A 26,857-nucleotide genomic window follows, 5' to 3' on the forward strand; every position below is an offset into this window, starting at 1 on the left:
ACGCCACCAACGCCGCCCTTCGCGGCGGTGCGCCCGTGGCCGGCCTGAACAATAACAACCGCAATAACGCCAGCCATCCGCGGGCCGGCGATTAGCGCGCGCAAGACACGCTAACTCGCTCACGAAGCCCGCGCCAAAAGCGCGGGCTTCTTCGTTTCTGCCCTCCCGTCCACGAAAGAAGCCCACCCAGGAGTCCTCCCATGTGTTCCATCCTCGGCATATTCGGCCTGCAACCCGGCGACGACGTGCAAGCGCTGCGCCGGCGCGCCCTCGAACTTTCGCAACGCCAGCGCCACCGTGGCCCCGACTGGAGCGGCGTGCACCTGGACGACAGCGTGATCCTCGTCCACGAGCGCCTGGCCATCGTCGATCCGGCCGGCGGTTCGCAGCCGCTGCACTCGGCCGACGGCGAACTGGCGCTGGCCGTCAATGGCGAGATCTACAACCACCGCGAGCTCGAGCAGCGCTTGCGCGAGCCGTACGCCTTCCAGACCGGTTCGGATTGCGAGGTGATCAGCGCGCTCTACCGCGAGCGTGACGACATCGGTGCCTGGCTCAACGAACTCAACGGTATCTTCGCGTTCGCGCTGTGGGATGCAGGCAGCAAGCGCTACCTGATTGCGCGCGACCCGATCGGCGTCTGTCCGCTGTACTGGGGGCACGACCATGACGGCCGCCTGTGCGTGGCCTCGGAGATGAAGGCGCTGGCCGATGTCTGCGCCGATGTCGCACAGTTCCCGCCGGGGCACTATTACGACAGTGCCAAGGGCGAGCTGGTGCGCTACTACGTCAAGCCGTGGCGCGACTACGACGCCACGCAGGGCGTGGAAGTGGGGAAGCAGGAGTTACGCGAGGCCTTCGAGCGCGCCGTGCACCGGCAGATGATGAGCGACGTGCCGTATGGCGTGTTGTTGTCAGGCGGACTGGACTCGTCGCTGGTCGCCGCGGTGGCCGCACGCTACGCGCGCAAGCGCATCGAGGACAACGATGCCAGCGAAGCCTGGTGGCCGCGCCTGCACTCGTTCGCGATCGGCCTGGAAGGATCGCCCGACCTGGCCGCGGCCGAGATCGCCGCGGACGCGCTGGGGACGGTGCATCACGGCTTCACCTACACCTTCGAGGAGGGCTTGGATGCGCTGCCGGAAGTGATCCGCCACATCGAGACCTACGACGTCACCACCATCCGCGCCTCCACGCCGATGTTCCTGCTGGCGCGGCGAATCAAGGCGATGGGCGTGAAGATGGTGCTGTCGGGCGAGGGCAGCGACGAGATCTTCGGCGGCTACCTGTACTTCCACAAGGCGCCCAACGCGCGCGAGTTCCATGAAGAGACCGTGCGCAAGATCGACGCGCTGTACAACTACGACTGCCTGCGCGCCAACAAGTCGATGATGGCCTGGGGCGTGGAGCCGCGCGTGCCGTTCCTCGATGTCGAGTTCCTCGACGTGGCGATGCGCATGGACGCGCAGTACAAGATGGCCGGGGCCCGGCCGGACGGCACGCGTCGTATCGAGAAGTCGATCCTGCGCGAAGCCTTCGACGGTTACCTGCCCGAATCGATCCTGTGGCGGCAGAAGGAACAGTTCAGCGACGGCGTCGGTTACGGCTGGATCGACGGGCTCAAGGCGCATGCGCAGGCACAGGTCAGCGACCGCGTCTTCGCCGCGGCCGCCAGCCGTTTCCCGGTCAACCCGCCGCAGTCAAAGGAGGCCTATTTGTACCGGCACATCTTCGAGCAGTTCTTCCCCAGTGCCGCCTGCGCCGAGACGGTGCCGGGCGGCAAGTCGATCGCCTGCTCGTCACCGGCGGCGATCGCCTGGGACGCGGCCTTCGCGACCATGGCCGATCCGTCGGGCCGTGCGGTCGCGGGGGTGCACCAGGCCGCGCTGGGGCAGGCGTGACGGATCAGGTCGGCGCTGCAGCGATTGCAAGCTCCAGGTCTGTGCCTTCCAGCGCGGCAACCACGGCGGCGTCGGCGTCGACAACGTCGATGCCGTTGCGGTCGTACCAGACGGCGGCGTAGTAGCTGTGCGCATAGCGTTCGCCGCCATCGCACAGGATGGCGACGATCGACCCGGTCTGGCCTGCAGATCGCATGCATTGCGCTGCGTACAGCACGCCGACGAAATTGGTTCCGGTCGATCCGCCGACGCGACGGCCCAGGCGGGCGCTGACGTGACGCATCGCCGCCAGGCTCAGCGAATCAGGCACTTTGACCATCGTGTCGATGCAGCCCGGTATGAAACTGGGCTCCACCCGCGGCCGGCCGATGCCTTCGATGCGCGAGCCGTGCGGCAGCGACAGGCTGGCGTCGACGTGTCCGCGCATTGCGCCGGCGTAGTAGTCGAAGAACACCGACGATTCCGGGTCGGCGCAGAGGATGCGGGTGTCGTGGCGACGATACCGGACGTATCGGCCGAGCGTCGCCGAGGTGCCGCCGGTGCCGGCGCTGCACACGATCCATGCCGGCACCGGATGCGGCTCCAGCGCCATTTGCCTGAAGATCGACTCGGCGATGTTGTTGTTGGCACGCCAGTCAGTGGCGCGTTCGGCGTAGGTGAACTGATCCATGAAATGGCCGCCGCTCTGGCGCGCCAGCCGCCGCGACGCTTCGTCCAGCCCGCAGGCACTGTCGACCAGGTGGCACTGGCCACCGTAGAACTCGATGGCGCGGATCTTCTCCGGCGACGTCCCGTGGGGCATGACCGCGACAAAGGGCAGGCCGAGAAGCCGCGCGAAGTAGGCTTCCGACACCGCGGTCGAACCGCTGGAGGCTTCCACCACGGTGCTGGCCTCATGCAGCCAGCCATTGGCCAGTGCATAGAGAAACAGCGAGCGCGCCAGCCGGTGCTTGAGACTGCCGGTGGGGTGGCTGGACTCGTCCTTCAGGTAGACGTCGATGCCGGGATAGCCTGGCAGCTCGATCGGAATCAGATGCGTGTCGGATGAGCGATTGAAGTCGGCCTCGATCCTGGCGATGGCCTTGGCGACCCAATCGCGGTGGTTGCCTGCCATCGTTGCCTCCGCCTCTCAGGAATGGGCAGGCGGCGCACCCGCCGGAGCGGGTGCGCGCAGCTCGTGACCTTACTTGGTGACCGTCAACTTGCCCTTCATCAGCATCGAGTGCCCGGGGAAGCTGCAGAAGAACGTGTAGTCGCCACCGGCTGTGAGCTTCTTGCCGGGGAAGGTGACCTTGGTCTTCTGGCCGCCGCCGACCAGTGTCGTCGCGGCGATGACGCGGGTGTCGCCCTTGGTGATGTAGTTGTTCGCCACGCCGGCCTTGATGCCGTCCCGCGCGATGGCGTCCACGTCCTTGCTCGCGCTGATGACCACGTTGTGGCCCATGGCTGCGGCCGGCAGCTTGCCGGTGTGTAACAGCTCGACGGTGATGGTGGGGCACGCGGCCGACACCGTGGCCGTCTTCAAATCGAACTGCATTGCATCGTCGCCCTTGAGCGAGAGGGTGCAGTTGCTTGCGGCGTGGGCGAATCCGGACGCGGCAAGGAGTCCGAGGCAGAGCAATGACGTGGAAAGGATCTTCATGGGCTACTCCGTGGGAAGAAGGGGAAATGGGGTGAGCGGTTGTCAGGGCGAAGCAGCGAGGTATCGCTTCACCTGAGCGACGAATCCCGGATCGGGCTTCAGGCCGGTGACCTCGCTGCGGGCGAGTACGCGGCCGTCGCGGTCAAGCAGGATCAACGCGCTGGTGTGGTTGAAGGTTCCATCGGGCTGGGCGCGGTAGCGGATGTCGAGGACCGCCGCCAGCGTACGCACATCGCTGTCGCGAGGGCGTAACAGGTGCCAGTGCGGGTCCAGACGGTGCGCATCGGCCACTTCCTGCAGTGCGGCCGGTGTGTCGCGCACCGGATCGATGCTGAGCACCGCCAGCTCAAGCGCGTCACGGTCGCCGGTCGAAAGCTGCTGCTGCAGCTCCTTGCCACTGGCGATGATGAGCGGGCACATCAGGTGGCAGTTGCTGTAGAACATCGACACCACCATCGGGCGGCCGCGCAGGTCCTGCCAGGACAGGCTGCGGCCGTCCTGGGCGGTCAGCGAAGCAGCCACCTGGTAGACCGAATCGCCAGGCAGCTCGTCGGCGAAGGCCAGCGAAGGCAGCGAGAACAGCAGTCCCATCACGACACTCGTGACGGGTGCGGCAAGGAAAGGTCTCATGGTCGACTCCTTGCGCAGCGAAAGCCGAGGTTGCCCAACGTGCTGCGCGGTTGCATGGCAGACAACAGGGCCACGCGCTTGAGCACGGCATAGTCGTCGCGATTGTTGAAAGACAGGCCGGTGGCGCCGCAGAACTGCAGGCGGTCGCCGTCGTCCCCGCCACGCTTGTCGCTGTCGCCAAGCAGCGTGGAAAAATCGCCGACCCATTCCCATGAGGCGCCGTGGAGGCCGTGAATGCCGTAAGCGTTGCCAGGTGCGTCCCTGCCTGCATCGACGGCGTGGGGCGTACCGTCGGCAAACAGGCGGCTTCGCCGGGTCGGGTCATCGCGGGCATCACGCCGCTGGGGGTCCGCGGCAGCGACATATTCCCATTCCGCCCAGTCCGGCAGTCGCGCCTGCTGCGCCTTGCAATAGGCATCGGCGGCAAACCAGCTGACGTGTATCGCCGGCGCATCCGCGTCGAGTGGATCTGGCGCGTCGGCCGCCTGCCAGTGCGAGAGGTATCCCGAGTCGGCGAACAGCGCCGGCACGCGATCGCGACGCCACTGTGGGTGCTGCATGACGAACGCCTGGAACTCGCGGTTGCTGACTGCGTGCTGCATGAGCGCGAAGTTCGCGACCGCGCTGTTCCCGTCATTTCCCTCGTAGCGGATCGTCGAGCGGAACGCACCGCCCGAAATCTCCACGTACGTGGCCGCGGCTGGTGCCGGCGGCGAGGTCGCCAGCAACACCAGCCAAAGCATGGTCGAGGTGGACACGGTAGCGCTTCGCGTCGCCGTCAGTGGCCGGACTTGCCCGCTGGCGGGAGCTCCATGCTCGACTGCTGTCCGGTGTAGACGGACGCGTCCTTCTCGCCGTCGACCTTGAGGATTCCCAGCGTGCCCTTGTGGAACGTACGGAAGATGCTGTGATCGACGAGGATGTAGTTTCCCGGAACATCCGTCTTGAACTCGATCATGGCCGAACCGCCCGCCGGAACCAGCGTGGTCTGCACGTTCTCCTGATACTTGCTGCCGCCCTCGGTGTAGACCTTGTCGAAGATCTCGCCGATCACGTGGAAGCTCGACACCAGGTTGGGGCCGCCGTTGCCGACGAACAGGCGCACGGTCTCGCCCGCATGGGCGGACAGCGCCTTGTCGCCCGTCAACGAACCCTCGGCGCCGTTGAAGAGCACATAGGTGGGATGTTCGTCGATGGCCTTCTCCAGGCTGAAGGGCTGCAGCCCGGGTTCGCCGTACTTGCCTTCGGTGTAGAAGTCGCCCTGCATGACGTAGTACTCCTTGTCCACCTTGGGCAGGCCCTGCGGCGGCTCGACCAGGATCAGGCCGTACATGCCGTTGGCGATGTGCATGCCGACCGGCGGCATCGCGCAGTGGTAGACGTACAAACCCGGGTTCATTGCCTTGAAGGTGAACGTCGTCTGGTGGCCGGGCAGGGTGAACGTCGCTTCCGCACCACCACCGGTGCCCGTGACGGCATGCAGGTCGATGTTGTGGGGCATGTGCGAGTCGTGGGCGTTCTTCAGGTTGAACTCGACCGTATCGCCCTGGCGCACACGGATGAAGCTGCCGGGGACGGTCCCGCCGAACGTCCAGAAGTTGTAGGTGACGCCGGTGGAGATCGGCATTTCCTTCTCGACCACTTCCAGCTCGACGACCACCTTGGCCGGAGCGGTGCGATTGGTCGGTGGTGGCACCAGGGGAGGAGCGGTGAGCACCGCCTTGATGGGCTCGCCCAGCACGGCGGCCTTGTCGGTGGCCGCGTCGTGGCTGGTTGCGGCGATCGCAACCGGTGCGCCGATGCCCAGGGCGCCTGCGAGTGCATAGAACAGCAGATGATGAGATACGCGACTCATGTGTGACTGCCTTGCCAATGGCCGGATGGCCGATGGCGGCAAGGTAGGCCCGGGTACCCCATCCCGCATTGATGTATGTCAAACGAATCGGCGCGAACGCGCGAACGAGCCGTTGGGGCAAGTAGCGTGCGCTGGCGGGTCTGCAAGCTGCGCGCCAAGGGCTCGGGCTTGATCCTGGTCAAAGCCGATGCGCGTTGGCTGCGGGTAGAAGATCCGCATGCGCCGGCGTCACCGAAACCGGTGACGCCGATCGGATGCCATCGATGCAAGCGCCGCCGCCCGACGCGTCGGGCAGCGTCGACGCTTACTGCACGCGCTTGAACACCAGCGTGGCGTTGGTGCCACCGAAACCAAAGCTGTTCGACATCACCGTCGTGCAGTGCTGCTCACGGCTCTCGCGCACGATTGGGAATCCCTCTGCGCGCGGATCGAGCGTGTCGATGTTGGCCGAGCCGGCAATGAAGCCGTCCTCCATCATCAGCAGGCAGTAGACCGCCTCGTGCACGCTGGCCGCTCCGAGCGAGTGGCCGCTGAGCGCCTTGGTCGACGACAGCGGCGGGATCGCGTCGCCGAATGCCGCGCGAACCGCTTCCAGCTCGACCACGTCGCCCAAGGGCGTCGAGGTTCCGTGGGTGTTGAGGTAGTCGACCGGACCGACGCCCTGGCCATCCAGCCCGGCCAGGGCCATCTGCATGCACCTGACCGCGCCTTCGCCCGAGGGCGCGACCATGTCGGCGCCATCGGAGGTCACGCCGTAGCCCACGAGCTCGGCGATGATGCGCGCGCCGCGAGCCTTGGCGTGGTCGTAATCCTCCAGCACCAGCATGCCGCCGCCGCCGGCGATGACGAATCCGTCGCGGTCGGCGTCATAGGGGCGCGATGCCGCAAGCGGGTTGTCGTTGCGATGGGTCGACAGCGCGCCCATGGCATCGAACTGCGAAGTCATGCCCCAATGCACTTCTTCGCCGCCACCGGCGAAGACCACGTCCTGCACGCCAAGGCGGATGAGGTCGGCGGCCATGCCGATGCAATGCGCCGAGGTCGCGCAGGCCGCGGACACCGAATAGCTGTGGCCGCGGATGCCGAACGCGGTGGCCAGCGAGGCCGATACCGTCGAGCACATCGTGCGCGGCACCATGTACGGGCCGACTCGACGAACGCCCTTGTTGCGCAACAGGTCGGCGGTTTCGATCTGCCATTGCGGCGAACCGCCGCCCGAGCCGGCGATCACGCCGGTGCGGACATTACGCACCTGTTCCTCGTCGAGACCTGCGTCTGCGATCGCGTCCTGCATGGCCACATAGCTGTAGGCCGCCGCATCGCCCATGAAGCGCTTGAGCTTGCGGTCGATCCGCGCATCCAGGTCGATGTGCGGAACGCCCGCGACCTGGCTGCGCAGCCCCAATTGTTCGTACTCGGGGACGAAACTGATTCCGGGACGTCCTTCGCGCAACGATGCGGAAACCGAAGCGCGATCATTGCCGATGCAGGAAACGATACCCAGGCCGGTGATGACTACCCTGCGCACTCAGAAACCCTCCGTCGAAGTGAACAGACCGACGCGCAGGTTGTCCGCGCTGTAGATCTCGCGGCCATCGACCGACATCCGGCCTTCGCCGATGACCAGCGCCAGCTTGCCGCGCATCACGCGGCGGATGTCGATCTCGTACTGGACCAGCTTGGCATTGGGCAGTACCTGGCCGGTGAACTTCACCTCGCCCACGCCGAGGGCGCGGCCGCGACCGGGTTCGCCCAGCCACGGCAGGAAGAAGCCGCACAGCTGCCACATCGCATCCAGGCCCAGGCAACCGGGCATCACCGGGTCACCTTCGAAATGGCAGGCGAAGAACCACAGATCGGGGTTGATATCGAGTTCCGCGCGGATCACGCCCTTGCCGTAACGACCGCCCTCGGTCGAAATCTCGGTGATGCGATCGAACATCAGCATCGGCGGTGCCGGCAGGCGGGCATTGCCCGGACCAAACATGGTGCCGTTGGCGCATGCGAGCAACTGCTCGCGATCGAATGAGGAGGGACGGGTCATCTGGCTCTGCTGCGACTTGGTAATCCGACAAGTGTCGTCGTCTGCATTGGTCGCTGCAATGACTGCGATCAAGCCTGAAAAACCGTACCGACGCGTATGCAAGCCAGCGTATTGCCGCAGAGGCGCTGAGGGCGTGCTTGACCTCCTGCCAGTGCGCTCCAGCGCCGTGGGCCATTCAGGCAGGGGCCGCGCCCGGAAGCGAGCTGCGGCCACCACAGTCGGTGGCCCATCCCGGACCGAGGCAAGGTTCACAGGCGGTGCGGCCGCCGGATCAGCCCAGCCAGAGGTAAAACACGCCGAGCGGATGGTGCGCGCGTGCAATGAAATAGATCTGCGCGAACACCACAAGTGCGGCGACCAGGAAACCGGCGCGCGCGCGGCGGCTGCGGCCGTCACGCATCGCCATCACGCCGAGCACGATGTAAGTCACCACCAGTGCGACCTTGACCGTCAGCCAACCATTGGCGAACAGACCGCCCGGCAGGATCGTCAGCAGCATCATCGCCGCGGTCAGCAACACCGTGTCGATGCCGTAGCTTACGTAGCGCACCGGCGCTGCCATCGGCCAGCGCATGCCGGCCACGGCGGCACTGCCGCGCATGGCGAACAGTGCGCCGCTGCAGGTGATCGCGGCGATGTGCACCAGCTTGATCTGCGGATAGAACTCGATCATGGATTCGACTCGTATTCCGCTCAGCCTGGTTGACCATCAGCGCGCGGGCTGAGGTAGATGACGCCGATGCGCGTGACCCAGGGCAGGAAGGCGAGCAGCCAACCCGCGGCGGCCAGCACCTGCCAGGCCAGCACATCGGGCATGAGTTCGGCGGCCACGCGCATGGCAGCGACCACCTGGATCGCGATGAAGGCGAACCACGCCACCGGCGGCATCACCAGTGGCCGTCCGGAATGGCCTTGCGTCACGCGCGTCACCATGGCCACCAGCAGGCTGCCGAAGAATCCGATGAACAGTGCATGCATCGGCGCACGGCCCAGCACGAATTCACCGGTGATCAGGTACGTGAGGCTTTGCGTGACATACAGCCCGAAGGTCAGCGGCAGCCATGCCGTGCCGATGAAGAGCACTGCCAGCAAGCCGGGCATGCGTCCGCGGGGCCACCAGTGCCACAGGGCGATGACGCTGGCCACCAGCAGCGGTACATCCGCCAGCCACAGCCAGGCGTATGCGTGGCTCAGCTCCATCGCCAGGTGCACCAGCAGCAGTGCCCACATCGTCGCCAGCCACGCCATCGGTCGCCATGGCTGATAGCCGGGCACGACGTTGCCGGCGAAGAACGGGAACATCCGATGGGCGACAGTGATGTACACCGGCAGCAGCAATCCGATGCTGCCGACCTTGACGCTGAACATCACCCAGAATGGGGAAGCGCCGAGTGCGAACGCGATGAAGGCGGCGACGCCGACGAGGCCCAGCGTCAGTCCGGCCAGGCACGACCAGGCGTGCCAGGTGCGGCCTTTTTCCAGCAGCACCTGGCGGCCGAGGATGGCAACGCCCGCGATCCAGCCGGCCAGGGCCATCCACAGACCGACCGTAAAGCCCACTTCCCAGCCGCAGGCGCCCAGCAGGGTCGCGAGCTGCCCGCCCATCAGGCCTGCGCCGACCGGCACGTAGTGCCAGCGCTGCGGCGGCGACAGCCCCATCCAGCGCGGGAACACCGTCAGCAGGAAACCGAAGATGAAACTGGGGAGCACCAGGTACTGCATGATGAATGCGTGCAGCCATCCGGCGTAGATCGGCGATTGCGGCATCGTCCAGCCGCTCCAGCGTGCCGATGCCATCCACAAGGCCCACCACAGCATCGCCAGCAGGAGATTGCCGGCGCCAATGAAGAACATCAGCCGATGGGGGGCCTGGACGAGGTGACGGGTCGACAGGCCGGAAGCGGGAAGGGGCGTGGACTGGTGCATGGCGTGAGTGTGGAAGCGCAGGGCCTGGAGTGCCTTGACCTGGATCACCCGGAGAGCGCTTCCGCGATCTGCAAAAGAAAAAGGGCCGCAAAAGCGGCCCTCTCCCCACGCGCGATCGGTTCAGCGATGCGCCGGCAGCGCGTCCAATGCCGCTTCACGCCGCGGTGCTATCCACAGCTGCAGCACGAACCAGGCCAGCGAAACCGCGCCGACGCTGAAGATCGTGTCGCCAGGAACGCGCATCCACACCAGCATCTCGACGATCGGCTGCTGCATGAACTCTGCCGAACGTGCGTACCAGTAGCCGTGATCGAGCGCTGCGAGCAGCTGCAGGATGCCGAGCGGCAGCAGCGTGAACAGTGCCATGCCGGCCAGGCCGAGGTTGAGCGCCCAGAAACTGGTCCGCAGCAGGCGTTCGTTCCAGACCACGTCCGGTTTCAGGCCGCGCAGGCAGAACAGCATCAGGCCGATGCCGAGCATGCCGTAGACACCGAACAGTGCCGTGTGGCCATGCGTGGCCGTGAGGTTCAGGCCCTGCATGTAGTACAGCGACAGCGGCGGATTGATCAGGAAGCCGAACAGGCCAGCGCCCACGAGGTTCCAGAACGACACCGCGATGAAGAACATGATCGGCCAGCGGTAACGCTGCATCCACGGTGTCGACTTGCTCATCCTGTAGCTGTGGTAGGCCTCGAAACCGACGTAGACCAGCGGCACCACTTCCAGTGCCGAGAAGCTGGCACCCAGGGCGATCACCGCGGTGGGCGTGCCGGTGAAGTACAGATGGTGCAAGGTGCCCAGCACGCCACCGGCCATGAACACGATCGTGGCGAACAACACCGCCACCGTCGCAGTGCGCACCTGCAGCAGGCCCAGGCGCGTGAACAGGAACGACATCACGGCCACGGCGAAGACCTCGAAGAAGCCCTCGACCCACAGGTGCACCACCCACCAGCGCCAGTACTCGACCATCGACAGCGAGGTGTGCTCGCCCCACATCAGGCCGGCGCCGTAGAACAGTCCGATGGCGACGGTCGACAGGAACAGCAGCATCACGATCGAGCGCGAATCGCCGCCGTTGCGCAACGCTGGCCACAGCGAGCGGCCGACCAGGGTCAGCCACAGGCCAAGGCCGATGAACAGGAACCACTGCCAGAAGCGACCCAGGTCGACGTATTCCCAACCCTGGTGGCCAAACCAGAAGTTCTTCTCCAGGCCCAGCTTCTGCATGACGGCGAGCCATTGCCCGGCGAAGGCACCGACCACGATCACCAGCAGGCAGACCCACAGCACGTTCACGCCCAGGCGCTGGAAATGCGGCTCGTGCCCGGAAATCGCCGGACCGATGTAGAGCCCCATGCCGAGCCAGGCCGTGGCGATCCACAGCACCGCAAGCTGCGTGTGCCAGGTGCGCGTCAGCGAATAGGGCAGCACATCGGCCAGGGCGAAGCCGTAAGCCTGCTGGCCTTCGACCTGGTAATGCGCGGTGATCGCGCCAAGCAGGATCTGGGTCAGGAACAGCGCCATCACGACCCAGAAGTACTTGGCCGTGGCCTTCATCGATGCGGTGACCTTGATCGCCGCCAATGGATCGCTCTTGGGCAGCGCCGGCGCGAACTCGTCGCCGTGGTTGACGGCGTAATGCCAACCCAGCAGGCCGATGCCGGCGATCAGGAACAGCACGCTGAACACCGTCCAGACGAAGGCGCTGGACGGTGGCTTGTTGCCAACCAGGTCGTCGGCCGGCCAGTTGGAGGTGTAGGTGATGTCCGAACCGGGCCGCTCGCTGACCGCTGCCCACGCGGTCCACCAGTAGAACGCGGTCAGCATGCGGCGGTGCGCTGCATCGGCGACGGTGCCGTCGCGCATCGCGTACGCCTCACGCAGTCCCGCGGTGGCCGGGTCGGTGCCGAACAGGCTCTGGTAGTGCGCCGCGACCTTGGCGATCGCGGCGACGCGGTCGTCATCCAGGCGGATGGTTCCGGTCGATGCGTCGTAGGTGTTGGTCCGCATCATCTTCTGCAGGCGGGCGCGGTAACCGGCCTGGAGGGTGGCGTCGAGTTGCTTGTAGCTGTCGACGCCGGATTCCTTGCGTGCCCAGCCGTCCATGACGGCTTCGGCTTCGCGGTGCAGCCAGTCGGCGCTCCAGTCCGGCGCGACGTAGCCGCCGTGCCCCCAGATCGAGCCCAGCTGCTGGCCGCCGATCGATTGCCAGACCTGGCGGCCGGTCTCGATGTCGGCGCGGGTGAAGATCGTTTCGCCGTTGGCGCCGACCACCTGTTCGGGCATCGGGGGTTGTTGGCGGTGGATTTCGCTGCCGACCCAGATCAGGACGGCAAACGAAGCGATGAGCAGGATCGCCAATCCTGCCCAAAGCTTGCGGGTGGAATTCATTGCGGCACTCCAGTGATGGAACGGACGCCGGCATGTTCTGCCTGCACGGCCTGCCGGCTCCATGACGCAGATCAAGGCGGAGTGGATCGTCCCGGATGGAGCGCGAGGCAACTGCGGCCCGGCCGCGGCTCGGTCGCGATCAGTGGCGCAGTATGGTCAGCGCGAGCGCTTCCAGCCGCGGCATGTCGAGGATCTCGACGTCGCGCTGTTTGATGGCCAGCAGGCCATCGCGCTCGAAACGGCGCAGCACGCGACTGACCGTCTCCGGCGCCTGGCGCAGGTAGTTGGCGATGTCAGTGCGCGACATCGTCAGCTGGAAGCGACGCGGCGAGAACCCGCGCAGGGCCAGGCGTCGCGACAGGCCGATGAGGAAGGCGGCCATGCGTTCGTCCGCGGAATGGTCGCCGGCGAACAGCGAGGCCACGCCGATGTCGCGGCTCATCAGCTTGAACAGGTGCTGTTGCAGATTGGGCAGTCGCGTGGCCAGCAGCGCGATGCGCGGGAACGAGAAACGGCACAGCATCACCGTGTCCAGGGCGACGGCGTTGCAGGGGTAGCGATCGTCGTGGATGGCGTTGAGGCCGATCACCTCGCCGGGCAGGTGGAAGCCCAGCACCTGCTCGCGCCCGTCGGCATCGGTCATGTAGGTCTTGACGGTGCCGGCGCGCACGGCGGCGATCGCGCCGAAGGGATCGCCTTCGCGGAACACATGGTCGCCGGCGTGCAGCGGACCGACATGCTCGACCAGCACGTGCAGCTCCGCCAGCGCGCTCTTGTCCATGCCCGACGACAGGCAGGCCTGGGAGAAGGCGCAGGTGGAGCAGAACGTGACCGGATCGCCGTCGTCAGCCAGGATGCTGGCGTCGGTATGCGGAAACATGACGCCCGAACTCATGCGCAGGCTCCGTCCCGGTTCACACGGTCCGCGAGAACTGCGCAGGAGCAGCGTCGGGCTGGCTGGGGAGGTATCGGTCGAAACACGAGGCAAGGATACGCAATAGCAACCGGCCCCGGGAGGTGGCCCGGATGTGGGTGGCGGACACGTCGACCAGTCCGTCGTGCTGCAGCGGTTGCAGGCGCTGCAGTGCCTGCCCGAAGTAGTTGGCGAAGTCGATGAGGTGGCGGCGCTCGACCACGCCGATGTCGATCTCGCCGTGGCACATCAGCTGCTGGATGACGTCGGCCCGGACCAGGTCGTCGTCGTCCAGGCGCATGCCGCGCCAGACCGGCAGGCGGCCTTCGTCGATGGCGTGTTCCCAACTGGGAAGGTCACGCGGGTTCTGGCTGAAGCTGGCGCCGATGTGACTGATCGCGCTGACCCCGAGCCCGATCAGGTCACTGTCGGCGCACGTGGTATAGCCCATGAAGTTGCGATGCAGGCCACCGCGCGCCTGGGCCACGGCGAGGTCATCCTCGGGCAGGGCGAAATGGTCCATGCCGATATAGACATAGCCCGCTTCGCCAAGGCGCTCGATCGCCCGCTGCAGCAATCCGAGCTTGACCGCCGGGGAGGGCAGATCTTCGCTGCGGATACGCTGCTGCGGGCGAAACAGGGAAGGCAGGTGCGCATAGCTGTAGATCGCCAGGCGATCCGGGCGCGCGGCCAGGGTGATGTCGAGGGTGCGTTCGAAACCGTCCGGCGACTGCAGCGGCAAGCCATAGATCAGGTCCACGTTGACCGACCGCAGGCCGTGCTTGCGGCACGCCTCGATGATCGCCAGCGTTTCCTCCACGCTCTGGATCCGGTTGACCGCCTGTTGCACCACCGGGTCGAAGTCCTGGACGCCGAGGCTGGCGCGGTTGAAGCCGGCTTCGGCGAGGATGCGGATGTCGTCGGGGGAAACGAAGCGCGGATCGAGTTCGATCGAGCACTCAAGCTCGCCGTCACGGGAGAACGGGCTGTTGGAAAGCGAGAAGTGGCGCCGGATCACGTCGACGACTTCGGCGATCTGGTCCGGTGCGAGGAAGTTGGGCGTGCCGCCGCCCAGGTGCAGCTGCGCGACTTCGCGATCGCGGTCGAACAGCGTCGACATCATCCCGATCTCGCGGTACAGACGGGTCAGGTAGGCGTCGCCGCGGGCCTTGTCGCGGGTGATGACGCGATTGCAGCCGCAATAGAAGCAGGGGCTCGCGCAGAACGGCACATGCACGTAGATCGACAGCGGGCGCGGAATCGGGTCGCCATTGCTGATGGCCGCCATCTCGCGCAGTTCGCCGGACTGGAAGTCCGTGGAGAACTGGGGAGCGGTCGGATAGGAGGTATAGCGCGGCCCGGGCCGGTCATAGCGGCGCAGCAGATCGGGGTCGAAGGCGGGAGACGGCGTGGCCATGGCAGAAGGCTAGGCCGGGAGCGCGATGACCGCCTTGATCCAGGTCAAAACCGGCGGCGGTCGATCCGATAGACCACGGTATCCAGCGCCGTGACGCCTTCTTCGATGAATTTCGGCTGCTGCGCCAGGATATCGCGACGCTCCAGCGTGGCCACGTCCCAGTCGCGCCCGTACAGCTCGCGCACCTCGCCCTCGCGCACGTCGAACGGCGGGCCGTCCTTCTCGTGCTGCGGGTACTCCAGCGTGATCAGCAGGCCGCGGCAGCGCTGCGGCAGGCGCGGATGGAGTTCGTGCACATAGCGCTGGCGCAGCGGCGCGGGCAGGGCGATCAGGGCGGCCCGGTCGTACACGGCCGTGCAGTCGGCAAGCACGGCCGCATCGAGTGCAAACGCATCGCCGCAGATCAGCTCGATGCCTTCGGCACGGTAGTGGCTGCCGTACTGCGATTGGGTGATGTCGGGCTCGAGGCCGTTCTCGGCGAAGAACGCCTCGACGGCGATCCGCGACAGCTCGACGCCGAGCACGCGCAATCCCTGCGACGCGAACCAGGCCATGTCCAGGCTCTTGCCGGCCAGTGGCACGAACACGCGACTGCCGGCTGCAACCTGCAACGAAGGCCAATGCTTGAGCAGCAATGGCGTCGGCTTGTCCTGATGGAAGCCGATCTGCTTTTCCGCCCAGCGCTGGTGCCAGAAGTCGGGCTGCATTACTCGACCGCCAACCCTTCCACCTTCTGCCAGCCACGCGGCAGCAGGCCGCCGCGGGTTGCCCGCGCACCTACGTAGGCGTCGAGGTCCTTGAACGACAGCGACATCGTCCGCGCACCGGAGGTCACCACCAGCGTCGAACCCGGCGCCACGACCGCGACCGCAACCACGCGCTCGGTACCGAGCTTGGCCTTGGGGATGTCGATCAGCTTGTTGCCCTTGCCCTTGTCGAGCTCTGGCAGTTCGCCGACCGGGAAGGTCAACAGATGGCCGACGTTGGTCACCACCGCGATCCGGCCCTGGTCGACGTCGCCGACCAGCGCTGGCTGGACCACCTTGGCACCCGGCGTCAGCGACAGCATCGCCTTGCCGGCCTTGTTGCGGCCGGTGAGGTTCTCGAAGCGGGTGACGAAGCCGTAGCCGTGGCTGGACGCGAGGACGAAACGCTGGTCGTTGTCGCCGCTGGCCAGCGCCTGGAACGACGCGCCCGGTGCCGGTGAGAAGCGGCCGGTCAGCGGTTCGCCATTGCCACGCGCCGAGGGCAGCGAATGCACCACGGTCGAATAGGCACGACCGGTCGAATCGAGGAACGCCACCTGCTGCGTGCTGCGGCTCTTCGTCGCGGCCAGCAGCTCGTCGCCTTCGCGGTAGCTCAGGCCGGCCGCGTCGATGTCGTGGCCCTTGGCCGCGCGCACCCAGCCCTTCTCGCTGAGCACGACGGTCATCGGCTCGCTGGCCACCAGTTCGGTTTCCGACAGTGCCTGCGCGGCACCGCGCGCGACCAGCGGCGAACGACGCTCGTCGCCGAACTTCTTCGCATCGGCTATGAGTTCATCCTTGACCAGCTTCTTCAGCTTGGCCTTGCTGTCGAGCGTGGCGATGATGCGATCTCGCTCGGCTTCGAGCTCGGCCTCTTCGCCGCGGATCTTCATCTCTTCCAGGCGTGCCAGCTGGCGCAGCTTGGTTTCCAGGATGTAGTCGGTCTGCTCTTCGCTGAGCTTGAAGCGCGCCATCAGCACCGGGCGCGGTTCGTCCTCGCTGCGGATGATGCGGATCACTTCGTCGAGGTTGAGGAAGGCGATCAACAGGCCTTCCAACAGGTGCAGTCGGCGCTCGACCTTTTCGAGGCGGTGCTTGAGGCGACGCGTGACCGTGTCGGTGCGGAACGACAGCCACTCGCTCAGGAACGCCTTGAGGCCCTTCACCTGCGGACGGCCGTCGAGGCCGATCACGTTGAAATTGACCCGGAAGCTCTTCTCGAGGTCGGTGGTCGCGAACAGGTGGCCCATCAACTGTTCGGCGTCGATGCGGTTGCTGCGCGGCACCAGCACGATGCGGGTCGGGTTGGCGTGGTCGGACTCGTCGCGGATGTCCTCCAGCCACGGCAGCTTCTTGGCGCGCATCTGCGTGGCGATCTGCTCGATCACCTTGCCGGGCGAGGCCTGGTACGGCAACGCGGTGATGACCAGGTTGCCGCCGTCCTTCACGTACACGGCGCGGGCGCGGACGCTGCCCAGGCCGGTCTCGTACATGTTCAGCAGGTCGGCGCGAGGGGTGATGATCTCGGCCGCGGTCGGGTAGTCCGGACCGAGCACGTGCTCGCACAGGTCGCGCGTGGTCGCGTCGGGGTCGTCGAGCAGCCGCAGGCAGGCGCTGACGACCTCGTTGAGGTTGTGCGGCGGTACGTCGGTGGCCATGCCCACGGCAATGCCGGTGGTGCCGTTGAGCAGCAGGTGCGGCAGGCGCGCCGGCATCCAGGTCGGCTCTTCCAGGGTGCCGTCGAAGTTCGGCGTCCAGTCGACCGTGCCCTGGCCGAGTTCGCCCAGCAGCACTTCGGCGATGGGCGTGAGCTTGGACTCGGTGTAGCGCATCGCCGCGAACGACTTGGGATCGTCGGTCGAACCGAAGTTGCCCTGGCCCTCGACCAGCGGATAGCGGTACGAGAACGGCTGCGCCATCAGCACCATCGCCTCGTAGCAGGCGCTGTCGCCGTGCGGATGGTATTTACCGATGACGTCGCCGACGGTGCGCGCGGACTTCTTCGGCTTGGCGCCGGCATTGAGGCCGAGCTCGCTCATCGAATAGATGATGCGGCGCTGCACCGGCTTGAGGCCGTCGCCGAGGAAGGGCAGGGCGCGGTCGAGGACGACATACATCGAGTAATCGAGGTAGGCGCGCTCGGCGTACTCGCGCAGGGGGATCTGCTCGAAGCCGTGGAAGGCCGGACGGACGGTTTCGTTCATGTAGCGATGCGGACCTGCGGAAAGTCGTTGGGGCGAATTCTAGCGGTGGCAGTGAAGCCAATCAGCGATGGGCTTCGCCGTTGGCTTCGGGCTGGTAGCGGATCGACAGCACCTTCAGGCGGATGGTGCGGCCGCCGGGCAGCGGCCATTCGATCGAATCGCCCACGTGCAGGCCGAGCAGGGCGCTGCCGACCGGCGCCAGGATCGAGACCTTGTCCGGGCTGCCATCGGCATCGCGCGGGTACACCAGGGTCAGCTCGTGCTCTTCGCCGTTGGTCTCGTCGAGGAAGCGGGCGGTCGTGTTCATGGTGATCACGTCCGTGGGCATCTGTCCCGGCTCCACTATTTCGGCCCGTTCCAGCTCCGCCTCCAGCGCCGACGTGTCGATGCCTTCGGCGATCGGCAACTCGAGCAGGGCTTCGATGCGCTCCACGTCCAGGCGTGACATCAGCAGGGGCGGGGGAATGGGGTGGTTCATCGATGGGTCTCCAATAGCAGCGCGGGCGACGCACCGGGTGCGTCGCCCGCCAATTAGTGATGTACGGCGACCATAGCCCCGAATCCGGAAGGCGGCAACAGGCGCCTCCCGGCGGATTCATTCAAGGTCCAGCAGCAACGTAACCCCGTCATCCCGGCGAACTCCGGGACCCATTTTGCTGTTGCTTCCGCCGTCACCAAAAAAAATTGCTCACAAGCCGTTGACAAGGTGGCCGCCGCAACGCAACATACGCGGCCTCGCACGGCGCAAACCGTTGCAGAGAGCCCAGGTGGCGGAATTGGTAGACGCACTAGTTTCAGGTACTAGCGGGTAAAACCGTGGAGGTTCGAGTCCTCTCCTGGGCACCATTTATTCAGGGTTTACCACCCTCACAATAACCCCGCTTCGGCGGGGTTTTTGCGTTTGGGCCGGCGGGGCCCTGCGCCTGTGGGGCGTCGCGGCGGTTACGGCTGAACGGGGTAGTGCGGACGCAGCCGGACCCCTGTCCACCAGTTGCCCGTACTTCCCGAGAAGATCGTGCCGAGCGGCGTCCGTTTCGACGTGTAGAAGTCGAAATTGAAGCCCGAATACACCGTCGGGATGTCCTCTGCACGGATGCTGTAGGACACGGCGTTGGTCTCGTTCGTCCGCCTGAGCCGGTCGTAGGGGATTCTCGTGTCCACGTAGGTTCGGACCCTGCCTCCGGCAGACAGCAGCACGTCGAACTTCCTGGGCGTGTAAAGGTGGCGGTTCGTGGTCGGGCACCGGATGACGATCTGGTACGAACCGCGCTGGATGTCGATGGTGCAGAAATCGACGCCCTCGATCACGGAATACAGTCGCGTGTGGGCGTTTGATTTCCAGGGCGTCAGTCCGTTCTCGCCCTTGCCCGTCTCCGTGTTGAAGTAATCGTTGAGTTGCGCGTCGGACTGGGCGAAATCGCGTTCGCAGCTGCCTTCACTGGATCGTTTTGGGCGGCTGGAGCCAAAACACTGCCCAAAGGATGGCGAGAATCGTCGCGCGCCTGGCGCATTTGCCAGGAGGCGTGGCTCGGTGATTCGGCCGGGCTGGAAAATGTAAGGGCCGGGGTTGCCGCCAGCCCGGGTGCCCGGCCGGTAATTCGGATTCGGGATCGTCTGCAGGACGCGAAACTGCGCGGGGGATGAGCGGGGAATGTGCTCAAGCACTTGCACGTCGATGATCCGGTGGTTCTCGACGCGATCCAGTGCCACCCATTCCCGCTGGTGCTCATACTGCCGCAGGGTGGCCGTCAACTGCGCCGCGAAACCGGGATACGCGGCGGCGGCGTGTTCCAGCGAGGAAATCGCCGAGTACTCGAAGTTGCCCGCTTCGATCCGATACTGGTAACCGACAAAGGGGCCCTGGCTTGCTCCTCCATTGTTGTAGTAGTCGAGCATGGGGTTCTGGAAGAAGCGCAGGTTCTCGTCATCGGTCAGCGATATGAAGCGGAACGGGATGGCGGAGTTGCTTGCGGAGACGATGAACGCTTCCAGGTTGGTGTCGGAGGTACCCCGGGACCGGAAACCGTCCCGGAATATCTCGTCGTAATGGCGGCCGTCGGATCGAAACAGGTAGACGGGTCGATTCAAGCTCCAGCCGCCCGCTGCCGGTGTTGTCTGGGCCCCCACGGTGGCGCTCAGAAACAGCAGTGCCAGCAGAACCCAGCGGGTTGCGGAGTGCATCGAATCCGGGCTGTCCAGCGATCGTAGGTGGCGTGTTCGCGCAGTGGTCTCGTGCATGATTTTCCTTCTTCATGGGCTCGGAGGGCCAGCCGCCGGTTTGCGGTGGGTTTGCCCCATGGAGTTAGGCGCTCGCGGTGCCTAAGGGACCATCGGAAAACGCCATGAATCCGGCAGGGATTTGCCGCGAGGCGACACCGCGTTCATCCCGATGTGCGACCATGGCTGAATGAGCAAGAAACCCCCGAGTCGCGGCAAGTCCGGCACCAAGTCCCCCTCGCGCAAGACGTCTGGCGCTCCCGCCAGGTCCGGCAAACCCGGCGGGGCAAAAAAGCCCGCCAAGCGCCCGGGCTGGATGCCCGAACCCCCGCCGCATTTGCCCGCCCGCAGTGGCGCCGGCGGCGGTGGTCCGCGTGGCTTCCAGGACCCCTACGCCGAACGCGAGGCCGCCCGCTACGCCGAGCCGATCGCCAGCCGCGAAGTGATCCTGCAGATGCTGGCCGATGGCGATGGCCCGATGCCCGCCGAGGAACTGGCCGAGCGCCTGGGCCTGACCGCGCCGGAGCGATTCGACGCGCTCGGCAAGCGCTTGGGCGCGATGGTTCGCGACGGCCAGCTGCTGCGCAATCGCATGGGCGAATTCCTGCCGGCGCAGCAACTCGCGCTGGTGCCGGGCGTGGTGATTGCCAACCCCGACGGCTTCGGTTTCCTGCGCCTGGAAGGCGGCGGCGACGATCTGTTCCTGCCGCCGATGGAGATGCGCAAGGCCATGCACGGCGACCGCGTGCTCGCCAGCGTCACCGGCGTCGACCGCCGCGGCCGTCGCGAAGGTGCGATCACGCGCGTGCTGGAGCGTCGCATCAATCGCCTGATCGGCCGCTTCGTGCTCGAGGCCGGCATCAGCTATGTCGTCCCGGACGACCGCCGCATCCAGCGCAACGTGCAGATCCCGCCGGACGAGCGCCTGGGCGCGCAGAACGGCCAGCTGGTGGTCTGCGAGCTGCTGCAGGCACCCGATCCGCAACGCCCGCCGATCGGCCGCATCCTGGCAGTACTCGGCGACCGCCTCACCGCCTCGCTGGCAGTGCAGGCAGCCATCCACGGCCACGAGATTCCGCACGAGTTCCCGCAGGAAGTGCTCGACGAAGCCGCGGCCGTACCGCTCACCGTCGACGCCGCCACCGCGGCGCAACGCGTCGACCTGCGCGCGCTGCAGCTGGTCACCATCGACGGCGAGGACGCCAAGGACTTCGACGACGCGGTCTATTGCGAACCCAACCGCGACGGCTTCCGCCTGATCGTGGCCATCGCCGACGTCTCCAGCTATGTGCGCCCCGGCACGCCGCTCGACGACGAAGCGCAGAAGCGCGCGACCTCGGTCTACTTCCCCGGCTTCGTGGTTCCGATGCTGCCGGAGACGCTGTCCAACGGCATCTGCTCCCTCAACCCGAAGGTCGACCGCCTGTGCTTCGTCTGCGACATGCAGGTCGACCGGAATGGTGAGGTCACCGAGTCGAAGTTCTACGAAGCAGTGATGAACTCGCACGCACGCCTGACCTACACCCAGGTCTGGAATGCGGTGGGCGAGGGCATCGCCGACGATGCGCGCGAGGAAGCGCTCGGCCAGATCGGCTCGCTGCTGCCCAACATCCAGCGCCTGCACCAGCTCTACCGCATCCTGTCGAAGGCGCGCGAGCGCCGCGGCGCGATCGAATTCGAGTCCAGCGAAGTGCGTTTCGTTCTCGGCGCCAAGGGCGAGGTCGTCCAGGCCGGCATGCTGCAGCGTAACGACGCGCACAAGCTGATCGAGGAATGCATGATCGCCGCGAACGTGCAGGCGGCCAGGTACCTGCTCGAGCACCACGTGCCTGCTCCTTACCGCATCCACGAGCGCCCGCCGGAGCAGAAGTACGCCGACCTGCAGGAGTTCCTGAAGGAATTCAAGCTGCGCATGCCGCCGTGGGCGAAGGTCGAACCGCGCGACTTCACCATCCTGCTGAAGAAGGTGCGTGAGCGCGCCGATGCCGCGCTCATCGAGTCGGTGCTGCTGCGCAGCCAGTCGCTGGCCGTGTACTCACCCGACAACGTCGGCCACTTCGGCCTGGCGCTGGAGGCGTACGCACACTTCACCTCGCCGATCCGCCGCTACCCCGACCTGCTGGTGCACCGCGCGATCAAGTACGCGCTGACCGGCGGTCGCCCGGAAAAATACCGCTACTCGCCCAGCGAGATGGCGGCCCTGACCCTGCAGTGCTCCGAGCGCGAGCGCCGTGCCGACGAGGCCGAGCGCGAGGTCGACGAGCGCTACCGTGCCGCGTGGATGGAGCAGCACGTCGGCGGCGAGTTCGATGGCGTGATCAGCGGCGTCACCAGCTTCGGCCTGTTCGTCGAGCTCGACAACTCCAAGGTCAATGGCCTGATCCACGTGACCCAGCTGCCGCACGACTATTATCATTTCGATCCGATCCGCAAGACCCTCGCGGGCGAGCGCACCGGTCGCGAGTTCCGCCTCGGCGACCGCGTCAGCATCGTGGTGATGAAGGCCAGCGTCGAGGACCGCAAGATCGACTTCCGCCTGGTCGAGGAGCGCGGCGCCAAGCCGTTGCCGCCGCGTGGGCAGCCGGCCAAGCGTTCAAAGAAACCCTACTGAAAGTCACCCCCTGCGTGGCATCGGCCCGCAGGGCCATGAGAGAAAGCAATGAGTCAGAAGCAGTGGATTGCCGGTATCAACGCGGTCGCGGCCGCGCTCGAGCACGATGCCGAGCACGTCCGTGAAGTGCTGATCGAAGCCGGCGCCAAGAACCCGCGCATCGTCGAGATCGAAGCCAACGCGCGCCGCATGGATATCGACGTGCGCCGCGTCGCCACGCAGGCGCTCGATGGCGTCGTCGGCAACCTGCGCCACCAGGGCGTGGTCGCGCGCTATGCCGCCGCCAAGACCTGGAACGAGAACGAACTCGAGGCGCTGGTCGAGGCTGCCGAAGGTCGCGCGCTGCTGCTGATCCTCGACGGCGTGCAGGACCCGCACAACCTCGGCGCCTGCCTGCGCAGCGCTGCCGCGGCCGGTGTCACCGCGGTGATCATCCCCAAGGACAAGTCGGTGCAGGTCAACGCGACCGTGCGCAAGACCTCCGCGGGTGCCGCCGACAGCGTCGCGGTGATTCCGGTGACCAATCTGGCCCGCACCATGCGCGACCTGCAGAAGCTCGGCGTGTGGCTGTACGGCCTGGCCGGTGAAGCGGACACGTCGCTGTACTCGCTCGACCTGCGCGGCAACGTCGGCCTGGTGCTGGGTGGCGAAGCTGACGGCCTGCGCCGCCTCACGCGCGAGAACTGCGACCAGCTGGTGAAGATTCCGATGCCGGGCGCGGGCAGCCTTGGCGTCGAGAGCCTCAACGTATCAGTGGCCGCAGGCGTGACGCTGTTCGAAGTCGTGCGCCAGCGCGGCGTGGCGAAGTAATCGCGCAACACTCCGTCCCGGCGATAGCCGGGATCAGGTAGCGCGACGCTGTGCTACCGTTTCGCCCACTCAAGGAAGCGGGGACGACCCCGCCTCTCCATCATCGCAAGGGGACGACCCCACTACGATTGGAGACGTTGTCATGCCCTGGATCATCCTCGTACTCGCCGGCCTGTTCGAAGTGGGCTGGGCGATCGGTCTGAAATACACCGAAGGCTTCACCAAAACGTTGCCCACGATCGGCACCATTGCAGCGATGGCGATCAGCCTGGGCCTGCTCGGGATCGCGATGAAGTCGCTGCCGGTAGGCACCGCTTACGCGATCTGGGTCGGCGTGGGTGCGGTCGGCACCGTGATACTGGGCATCGTGTTGTTCAACGAACCGGTGAACGCGCTGCGACTGGTCAGCGTCGGCCTGATCGTCGCCGGCCTGGTCGGCTTGAAGCTGGCCTCGCCCTGAGTCTCAGCTGGATGCGGGTGCCGGTGGTGGCACCACCACCGGCATCGGCTTCGGCCACGCATTGACGATCTTGCAGAACAGCTGCGCGGTGCGCTCGGTGTCGTACACCGCCGAGTGCGCCTCTTCGCCGTTCCAGTCGAAGCCCGCCGCCTGCACGGCCCGGGCGAGCACGGTCTGGCCGTAGGCGACGCCGGCCAGCGTCACCGTGTCGAACACGCTGAAGGGATGGAACGGGTTGCGCTTGTGCCCGCTGCGCGCGACCGCCGCGTTGAGGAAGTTGAGGTCGAAGTGGGCGTTGTGCCCGACCAGGATCGCGCGCTGGCAGCCGTGCTTCTTCGCCGCCGCGCGCACCGGCGCGAACACGGCTTCGAGCGCGGCGCGCTCGGGCAGGGCGGCGCGGAACGGATGGTCGATGTCGATGCCGGTGATCTCCAGCGACTTCGGATCGATCTCGGTCCCGGCCGCCGGCACGACGTGGCTGCTGGTGATCTCGCCGACCACCAGCAGGCCATTTTCATCCAGGTCGATGGGTGCCACCGCGATCTCGAGCAGCGCATGCCGGTTCCAGTCGAAGCCGCCGGTTTCGACGTCCACCACGACCGGCAGGAATCCGCGGAAGCGGCTCGCGAGCGTCGGATGGGCGGGGGCAGCGGGAGTCTTGGGGGAGGAGCCAGCATCGGTCATGGGCAAAAGCCTAGCAGACGCGCATATCAGCGGCCCCGCATATCAGGCTAGCCAGCGCCGGGCCAGCAGCGTCATCGCGCCAGCGGCCGATATCAGCGCCCCTGGCAACGGCAGCAGCATCGCCACCACCGGCCCGCTCACCAGCAGGACCATGCCCCAGCCGAGGACGTCACCCTGTGGGCGCGGTGACGGCATCGCCGCAAGTCGCGCGAACAGTGCATCGACGCTCAGCCGGCCGGCGCCATTGAAGATCAGTGGCAGCAGCATCACCAGGAAGATCAGCGGCAGCTTGTAATTGCCGGCACCGTCGTCGCTGATCGCATAGCCCTGGGCCAGTTGCGCCAGCCCCATCCAGTCGGTGGGCCAATGCACCGCGGCAATCGCCACCACCGTCAGCACGAACAGCGAGGCGGCGAAGAACCGCGTGCACAGACCGATCAGCAGCGCGATGCCGCCGATCAGTTCAAACCAGGTCGCCATCGCCCAGCTCAGGTCAGCCGGGATCCGGTCGAACGGGAACGGAAACGCCTCCATGATCTGGCCGAACCAGTTCTCGCCGCGAAGCTTCTCGCGCCCGGCTTCAAAGAATTCCCAGGCCAGGACCAGGCGCAGTCCCAAGGGGGCCACCCAGGCGCCAATGCCTTGCAGGCGGTTGCGCAGGGTGGTCAGGCCGTACTTGCGGTCGAACATCGGGGTGCTCCGTATTGGACGACGCCGGCATGGCGTCACTCCCTACAAGAGGCACCGATCAGGCAGAAAGATTCGCGCGACGGGAACCCAGTACGACGCCGCTGCCGCGCATCTGCTCCAGCAGCGCGGCGCCCTGCTCGATGAAGCCGGCGACGTCACTGCTACCGGCTTCGGCCGCCAACGCTTTCAGCTGGTCGCGACCCGTGAGCTGCGGCGATTCGCCAAGCCGCTGGATCAGGCGGAAGGCCAGCGGGCTGAGTTCGGAAAAGTGCACCGTACCGTCAGGGTCGCGACGCAGCAGCAGAAGCGTCGGCGTGGCCGGCGGCTCGGCGGGCTGGAAGTCCGGGCCGATCCGGTGCACCGGCCAGGCGTAGGCCAGCGGCCAGGCCAAGGGTGACAGTGCGGGCGCGCCGTCGAGCAGGTTGCCGCTGGCATCGGCACCGGTCTCGTCATCGATTTCGGCGATCTGCAAGGCCAGTTCGACCCACTCGTAATGCGCCAGTTCCTGCAGGAACGGCGGGTCGCCTGCACGGCCGGATTCGCCGCGAACTTCCAGGTAGCGCAGGAACTCGCGCGCGATCTCGGGAAACAGCGGCGTGTGGCAGCGGTAGTCCCGGTAGAAATCGCGGACCAGCGCCTTCCAGGTCTCCGCGCCGAGCAGCTTGCCGATGACCGGGAAGTTGCCCGACAGCAGGCCTTCGATGTTGTTGAACAGCAGCTCGCGGTAGATCTGCAGCCGGCGATCCTCGAAGCCGTCCGGCGCCGGGCTGGCCTGCGGGTCGCGCAGGTGCCGGGTCAGCGCGGACTGCTGCGCGCGCAGGCGATCGGGTGCCTCAGCCATGTGCACGCCTGGCGCTCCGCGGCGACACGTCGTCCATCACCTTGCGGATGGTCGCCAGCTCGCCGACCAGTTCGGCATAGGGCGGGAAGTTGAAATCGCGCTCGAGCAGCGTCGGACGCAGGCCGTGCACGCGGTACGCCTCACCGAGCAGCGACCACACCGCGTCCTTGACCGGCGCGCCGTGGGTGTCGACCTTGAGGTCGTCCGCTTCGTCGTAGTGGCCGGCGACATGGATGTAGGCGATGCGCTCGCTGGGCAGCGCGGCCAGGAATGCACTGGCGTCGTAGCGGTGGTTGATCGCGTTGACGTAGATGTTGTTGACGTCCAGGAGGAGGTCGCAATCGGCCTCCGCCAGCACGGCTTTGATGAAATCGATCTCGCGCAGCGCCGGCTGGTCGCGATCGGCCGGGGCGGGGGCGTAGTAGGACACGTTCTCGACCGCGATGCGGCGGCCGACGATGTCCTGGGTCTGGCGGATGCGCGCGGCGACGTGGTGCACCGCTTCCTCGGTGAAAGGAATCGGCAGCAGGTCATAGAGGTGGCCGTCGTCGCTGCAGTAGCTCAGGTGTTCGCTGTAGAGCGGCACCCGATGCAGGTCGAGGAAGCGGCGGACACGATGCAGGAAGGTCTCGTCGAGCGGTGCCACGCCGCCGAGCGACAGCGACAGGCCGTGGCAGACGAGCGGATGGCGCGACGTCAGGTCTTCGAGTGCAGCTCCGAATTTGCCGCCGACACCTATCCAGTTTTCCGGCGCGCATTCGAGGAAGTCGAAGTCGCCAGGCGGCGACGACTGCAGCGGGCCCAGCAGGGCCCGCCGCAAGCCGAGGCCGGCGGCACCAGATTCAAGCTGGCCGATGCCGTCCGCGGTCATG

24 protein-coding genes and 1 tRNA gene are annotated in these 26,857 nt (G+C 66.4%); 5 read left to right on the top strand and 20 right to left on the bottom strand.

The window, feature by feature from the left end; all coding sequences use genetic code 11:
- Positions 1 to 200: 200 nt before the first annotated feature.
- Positions 201 to 1,901, top strand: a complete 1,701-nt coding sequence (gene asnB / locus ACFOPO_RS03475; RefSeq protein WP_386700876.1) for an asparagine synthase B — start codon at positions 201 to 203, stop codon at positions 1,899 to 1,901.
- Positions 1,902 to 1,905: 4 nt separating this feature from the next.
- Here asnB and ACFOPO_RS03480 read toward each other — a convergent pair whose 3' ends face one another.
- The 15 genes from ACFOPO_RS03480 to rnk all read right to left on the bottom strand — a co-directional run bounded on the left by ACFOPO_RS03480 (position 1,906) and on the right by rnk (position 18,150).
- Positions 1,906 to 3,015 (bottom strand): PLP-dependent cysteine synthase family protein, encoded by a 1,110-nt coding sequence (locus ACFOPO_RS03480; protein WP_386700878.1) that lies wholly within the window; start codon positions 3,013 to 3,015, stop codon positions 1,906 to 1,908.
- A 69-nt stretch (positions 3,016 to 3,084) separates the two neighbouring features.
- Positions 3,085 to 3,543: an azurin gene (gene azu / locus ACFOPO_RS03485; protein ID WP_386700880.1), complete on the bottom strand. Its 459-nt coding sequence runs from the start codon at positions 3,541 to 3,543 to the stop codon at positions 3,085 to 3,087.
- Positions 3,544 to 3,585: 42 nt separating this feature from the next.
- Positions 3,586 to 4,173, bottom strand: a complete 588-nt coding sequence (locus ACFOPO_RS03490; protein WP_386700882.1) for an SCO family protein — start codon at positions 4,171 to 4,173, stop codon at positions 3,586 to 3,588.
- The gene (locus ACFOPO_RS03495) at positions 4,170 to 4,931 is read right to left on the bottom strand and encodes a formylglycine-generating enzyme family protein (protein ID WP_386700884.1); all 762 of its coding nucleotides are present in this window, start codon (positions 4,929 to 4,931) and stop codon (positions 4,170 to 4,172) included. Before ACFOPO_RS03495 ends, ACFOPO_RS03490 begins: the two co-directional genes overlap by 4 nt.
- A 20-nt stretch (positions 4,932 to 4,951) precedes the next feature.
- Positions 4,952 to 6,028, bottom strand: coding sequence for a copper-containing nitrite reductase (gene nirK / locus ACFOPO_RS03500; protein WP_386700886.1), 1,077 nt, complete (start codon positions 6,026 to 6,028; stop codon positions 4,952 to 4,954).
- Between the two features lie 304 nt (positions 6,029 to 6,332).
- Entirely contained in the window at positions 6,333 to 7,556 is a 1,224-nt protein-coding gene (fabB, locus tag ACFOPO_RS03505; RefSeq protein WP_386700889.1) for a beta-ketoacyl-ACP synthase I, read from the bottom strand.
- Positions 7,557 to 8,072 carry a 3-hydroxyacyl-[acyl-carrier-protein] dehydratase FabA gene (gene fabA, locus ACFOPO_RS03510; RefSeq protein ID WP_386700891.1) on the bottom strand — a complete coding sequence of 172 codons (516 nt, stop codon included), beginning with the start codon at positions 8,070 to 8,072 and terminating at the stop codon, positions 7,557 to 7,559.
- A gap of 271 nt (positions 8,073 to 8,343) precedes the next feature.
- Positions 8,344 to 8,745: a SirB2 family protein gene (locus tag ACFOPO_RS03515; RefSeq protein WP_386700893.1), complete on the bottom strand. Its 402-nt coding sequence runs from the start codon at positions 8,743 to 8,745 to the stop codon at positions 8,344 to 8,346.
- A gap of 20 nt (positions 8,746 to 8,765) precedes the next feature.
- The gene (locus tag ACFOPO_RS03520; protein WP_386700895.1) at positions 8,766 to 10,046 is read right to left on the bottom strand and encodes an NnrS family protein; all 1,281 of its coding nucleotides are present in this window, start codon (positions 10,044 to 10,046) and stop codon (positions 8,766 to 8,768) included.
- 72 nt (positions 10,047 to 10,118) lie between these two features.
- Entirely contained in the window at positions 10,119 to 12,392 is a 2,274-nt protein-coding gene (locus ACFOPO_RS03525) for a nitric-oxide reductase large subunit (protein ID WP_386700897.1), read from the bottom strand.
- A gap of 139 nt (positions 12,393 to 12,531) precedes the next feature.
- A complete protein-coding gene (locus tag ACFOPO_RS03530) occupies positions 12,532 to 13,287 on the bottom strand; it encodes a helix-turn-helix domain-containing protein (protein WP_386700900.1) in 756 nt (251 codons plus the stop codon).
- A gap of 19 nt (positions 13,288 to 13,306) precedes the next feature.
- Positions 13,307 to 14,722 carry an oxygen-independent coproporphyrinogen III oxidase gene (gene hemN / locus ACFOPO_RS03535; RefSeq protein WP_386700902.1) on the bottom strand — a complete coding sequence of 472 codons (1,416 nt, stop codon included), beginning with the start codon at positions 14,720 to 14,722 and terminating at the stop codon, positions 13,307 to 13,309.
- Positions 14,723 to 14,766: 44 nt separating this feature from the next.
- Entirely contained in the window at positions 14,767 to 15,429 is a 663-nt protein-coding gene (locus tag ACFOPO_RS03540; protein ID WP_386700904.1) for a thiopurine S-methyltransferase, read from the bottom strand.
- Positions 15,429 to 17,672, bottom strand: coding sequence for a DNA topoisomerase IV subunit A (parC, locus tag ACFOPO_RS03545; protein WP_386700906.1), 2,244 nt, complete (start codon positions 17,670 to 17,672; stop codon positions 15,429 to 15,431). The genes ACFOPO_RS03540 and parC overlap by 1 nt, the downstream gene beginning before the upstream one ends.
- A gap of 61 nt (positions 17,673 to 17,733) precedes the next feature.
- Positions 17,734 to 18,150: a nucleoside diphosphate kinase regulator gene (gene rnk / locus ACFOPO_RS03550; RefSeq protein ID WP_386700908.1), complete on the bottom strand. Its 417-nt coding sequence runs from the start codon at positions 18,148 to 18,150 to the stop codon at positions 17,734 to 17,736.
- Positions 18,151 to 18,433: 283 nt separating this feature from the next.
- On the opposite strand from rnk, the gene ACFOPO_RS03555 reads away from it, so the two are divergent.
- Positions 18,434 to 18,518 (top strand) — tRNA-Leu (locus ACFOPO_RS03555).
- A 96-nt stretch (positions 18,519 to 18,614) separates the two neighbouring features.
- Here the strand turns inward: ACFOPO_RS03555 and ACFOPO_RS03560 are convergent.
- Complete coding sequence (locus ACFOPO_RS03560) at positions 18,615 to 19,910, bottom strand: hypothetical protein (RefSeq protein WP_386700910.1); 1,296 nt, start codon at positions 19,908 to 19,910, stop codon at positions 18,615 to 18,617.
- A gap of 169 nt (positions 19,911 to 20,079) precedes the next feature.
- On the opposite strand from ACFOPO_RS03560, the gene rnr reads away from it, so the two are divergent.
- The 3 genes from rnr to sugE all read left to right on the top strand — a co-directional run bounded on the left by rnr (position 20,080) and on the right by sugE (position 23,770).
- Positions 20,080 to 22,500: a ribonuclease R gene (gene rnr, locus ACFOPO_RS03565; RefSeq protein ID WP_386700912.1), complete on the top strand. Its 2,421-nt coding sequence runs from the start codon at positions 20,080 to 20,082 to the stop codon at positions 22,498 to 22,500.
- A gap of 48 nt (positions 22,501 to 22,548) precedes the next feature.
- Positions 22,549 to 23,310 (top strand): 23S rRNA (guanosine(2251)-2'-O)-methyltransferase RlmB, encoded by a 762-nt coding sequence (gene rlmB / locus ACFOPO_RS03570; protein ID WP_158731509.1) that lies wholly within the window; start codon positions 22,549 to 22,551, stop codon positions 23,308 to 23,310.
- Between the two features lie 142 nt (positions 23,311 to 23,452).
- Entirely contained in the window at positions 23,453 to 23,770 is a 318-nt protein-coding gene (gene sugE / locus ACFOPO_RS03575) for a quaternary ammonium compound efflux SMR transporter SugE (RefSeq protein WP_386700914.1), read from the top strand.
- A gap of 3 nt (positions 23,771 to 23,773) precedes the next feature.
- Here sugE and rnt read toward each other — a convergent pair whose 3' ends face one another.
- From rnt to ACFOPO_RS03595, 4 genes are read right to left on the bottom strand one after another with little or no spacing between them, the layout of a single operon-like run.
- On the bottom strand, positions 23,774 to 24,454 hold the full coding sequence (rnt, locus tag ACFOPO_RS03580) for a ribonuclease T (RefSeq protein WP_386700916.1): 681 nt from the start codon (positions 24,452 to 24,454) through the stop codon (positions 23,774 to 23,776).
- Between the two features lie 42 nt (positions 24,455 to 24,496).
- The gene (locus ACFOPO_RS03585; RefSeq protein ID WP_386700918.1) at positions 24,497 to 25,144 is read right to left on the bottom strand and encodes a DoxX family protein; all 648 of its coding nucleotides are present in this window, start codon (positions 25,142 to 25,144) and stop codon (positions 24,497 to 24,499) included.
- A 58-nt stretch (positions 25,145 to 25,202) separates the two neighbouring features.
- On the bottom strand, positions 25,203 to 25,985 hold the full coding sequence (locus tag ACFOPO_RS03590) for a DUF2063 domain-containing protein (RefSeq protein ID WP_386700920.1): 783 nt from the start codon (positions 25,983 to 25,985) through the stop codon (positions 25,203 to 25,205).
- A complete protein-coding gene (locus tag ACFOPO_RS03595; RefSeq protein ID WP_386700922.1) occupies positions 25,978 to 26,856 on the bottom strand; it encodes a DUF692 domain-containing protein in 879 nt (292 codons plus the stop codon). Before ACFOPO_RS03595 ends, ACFOPO_RS03590 begins: the two co-directional genes overlap by 8 nt.
- Between the last annotated feature and the right edge of the window lies 1 nt (position 26,857).

The organism is Lysobacter sp. GCM10012299 (genome assembly GCF_042649405.1).
In the GTDB taxonomy this organism is placed as follows: domain Bacteria; phylum Pseudomonadota; class Gammaproteobacteria; order Xanthomonadales; family Xanthomonadaceae; genus Lysobacter_J.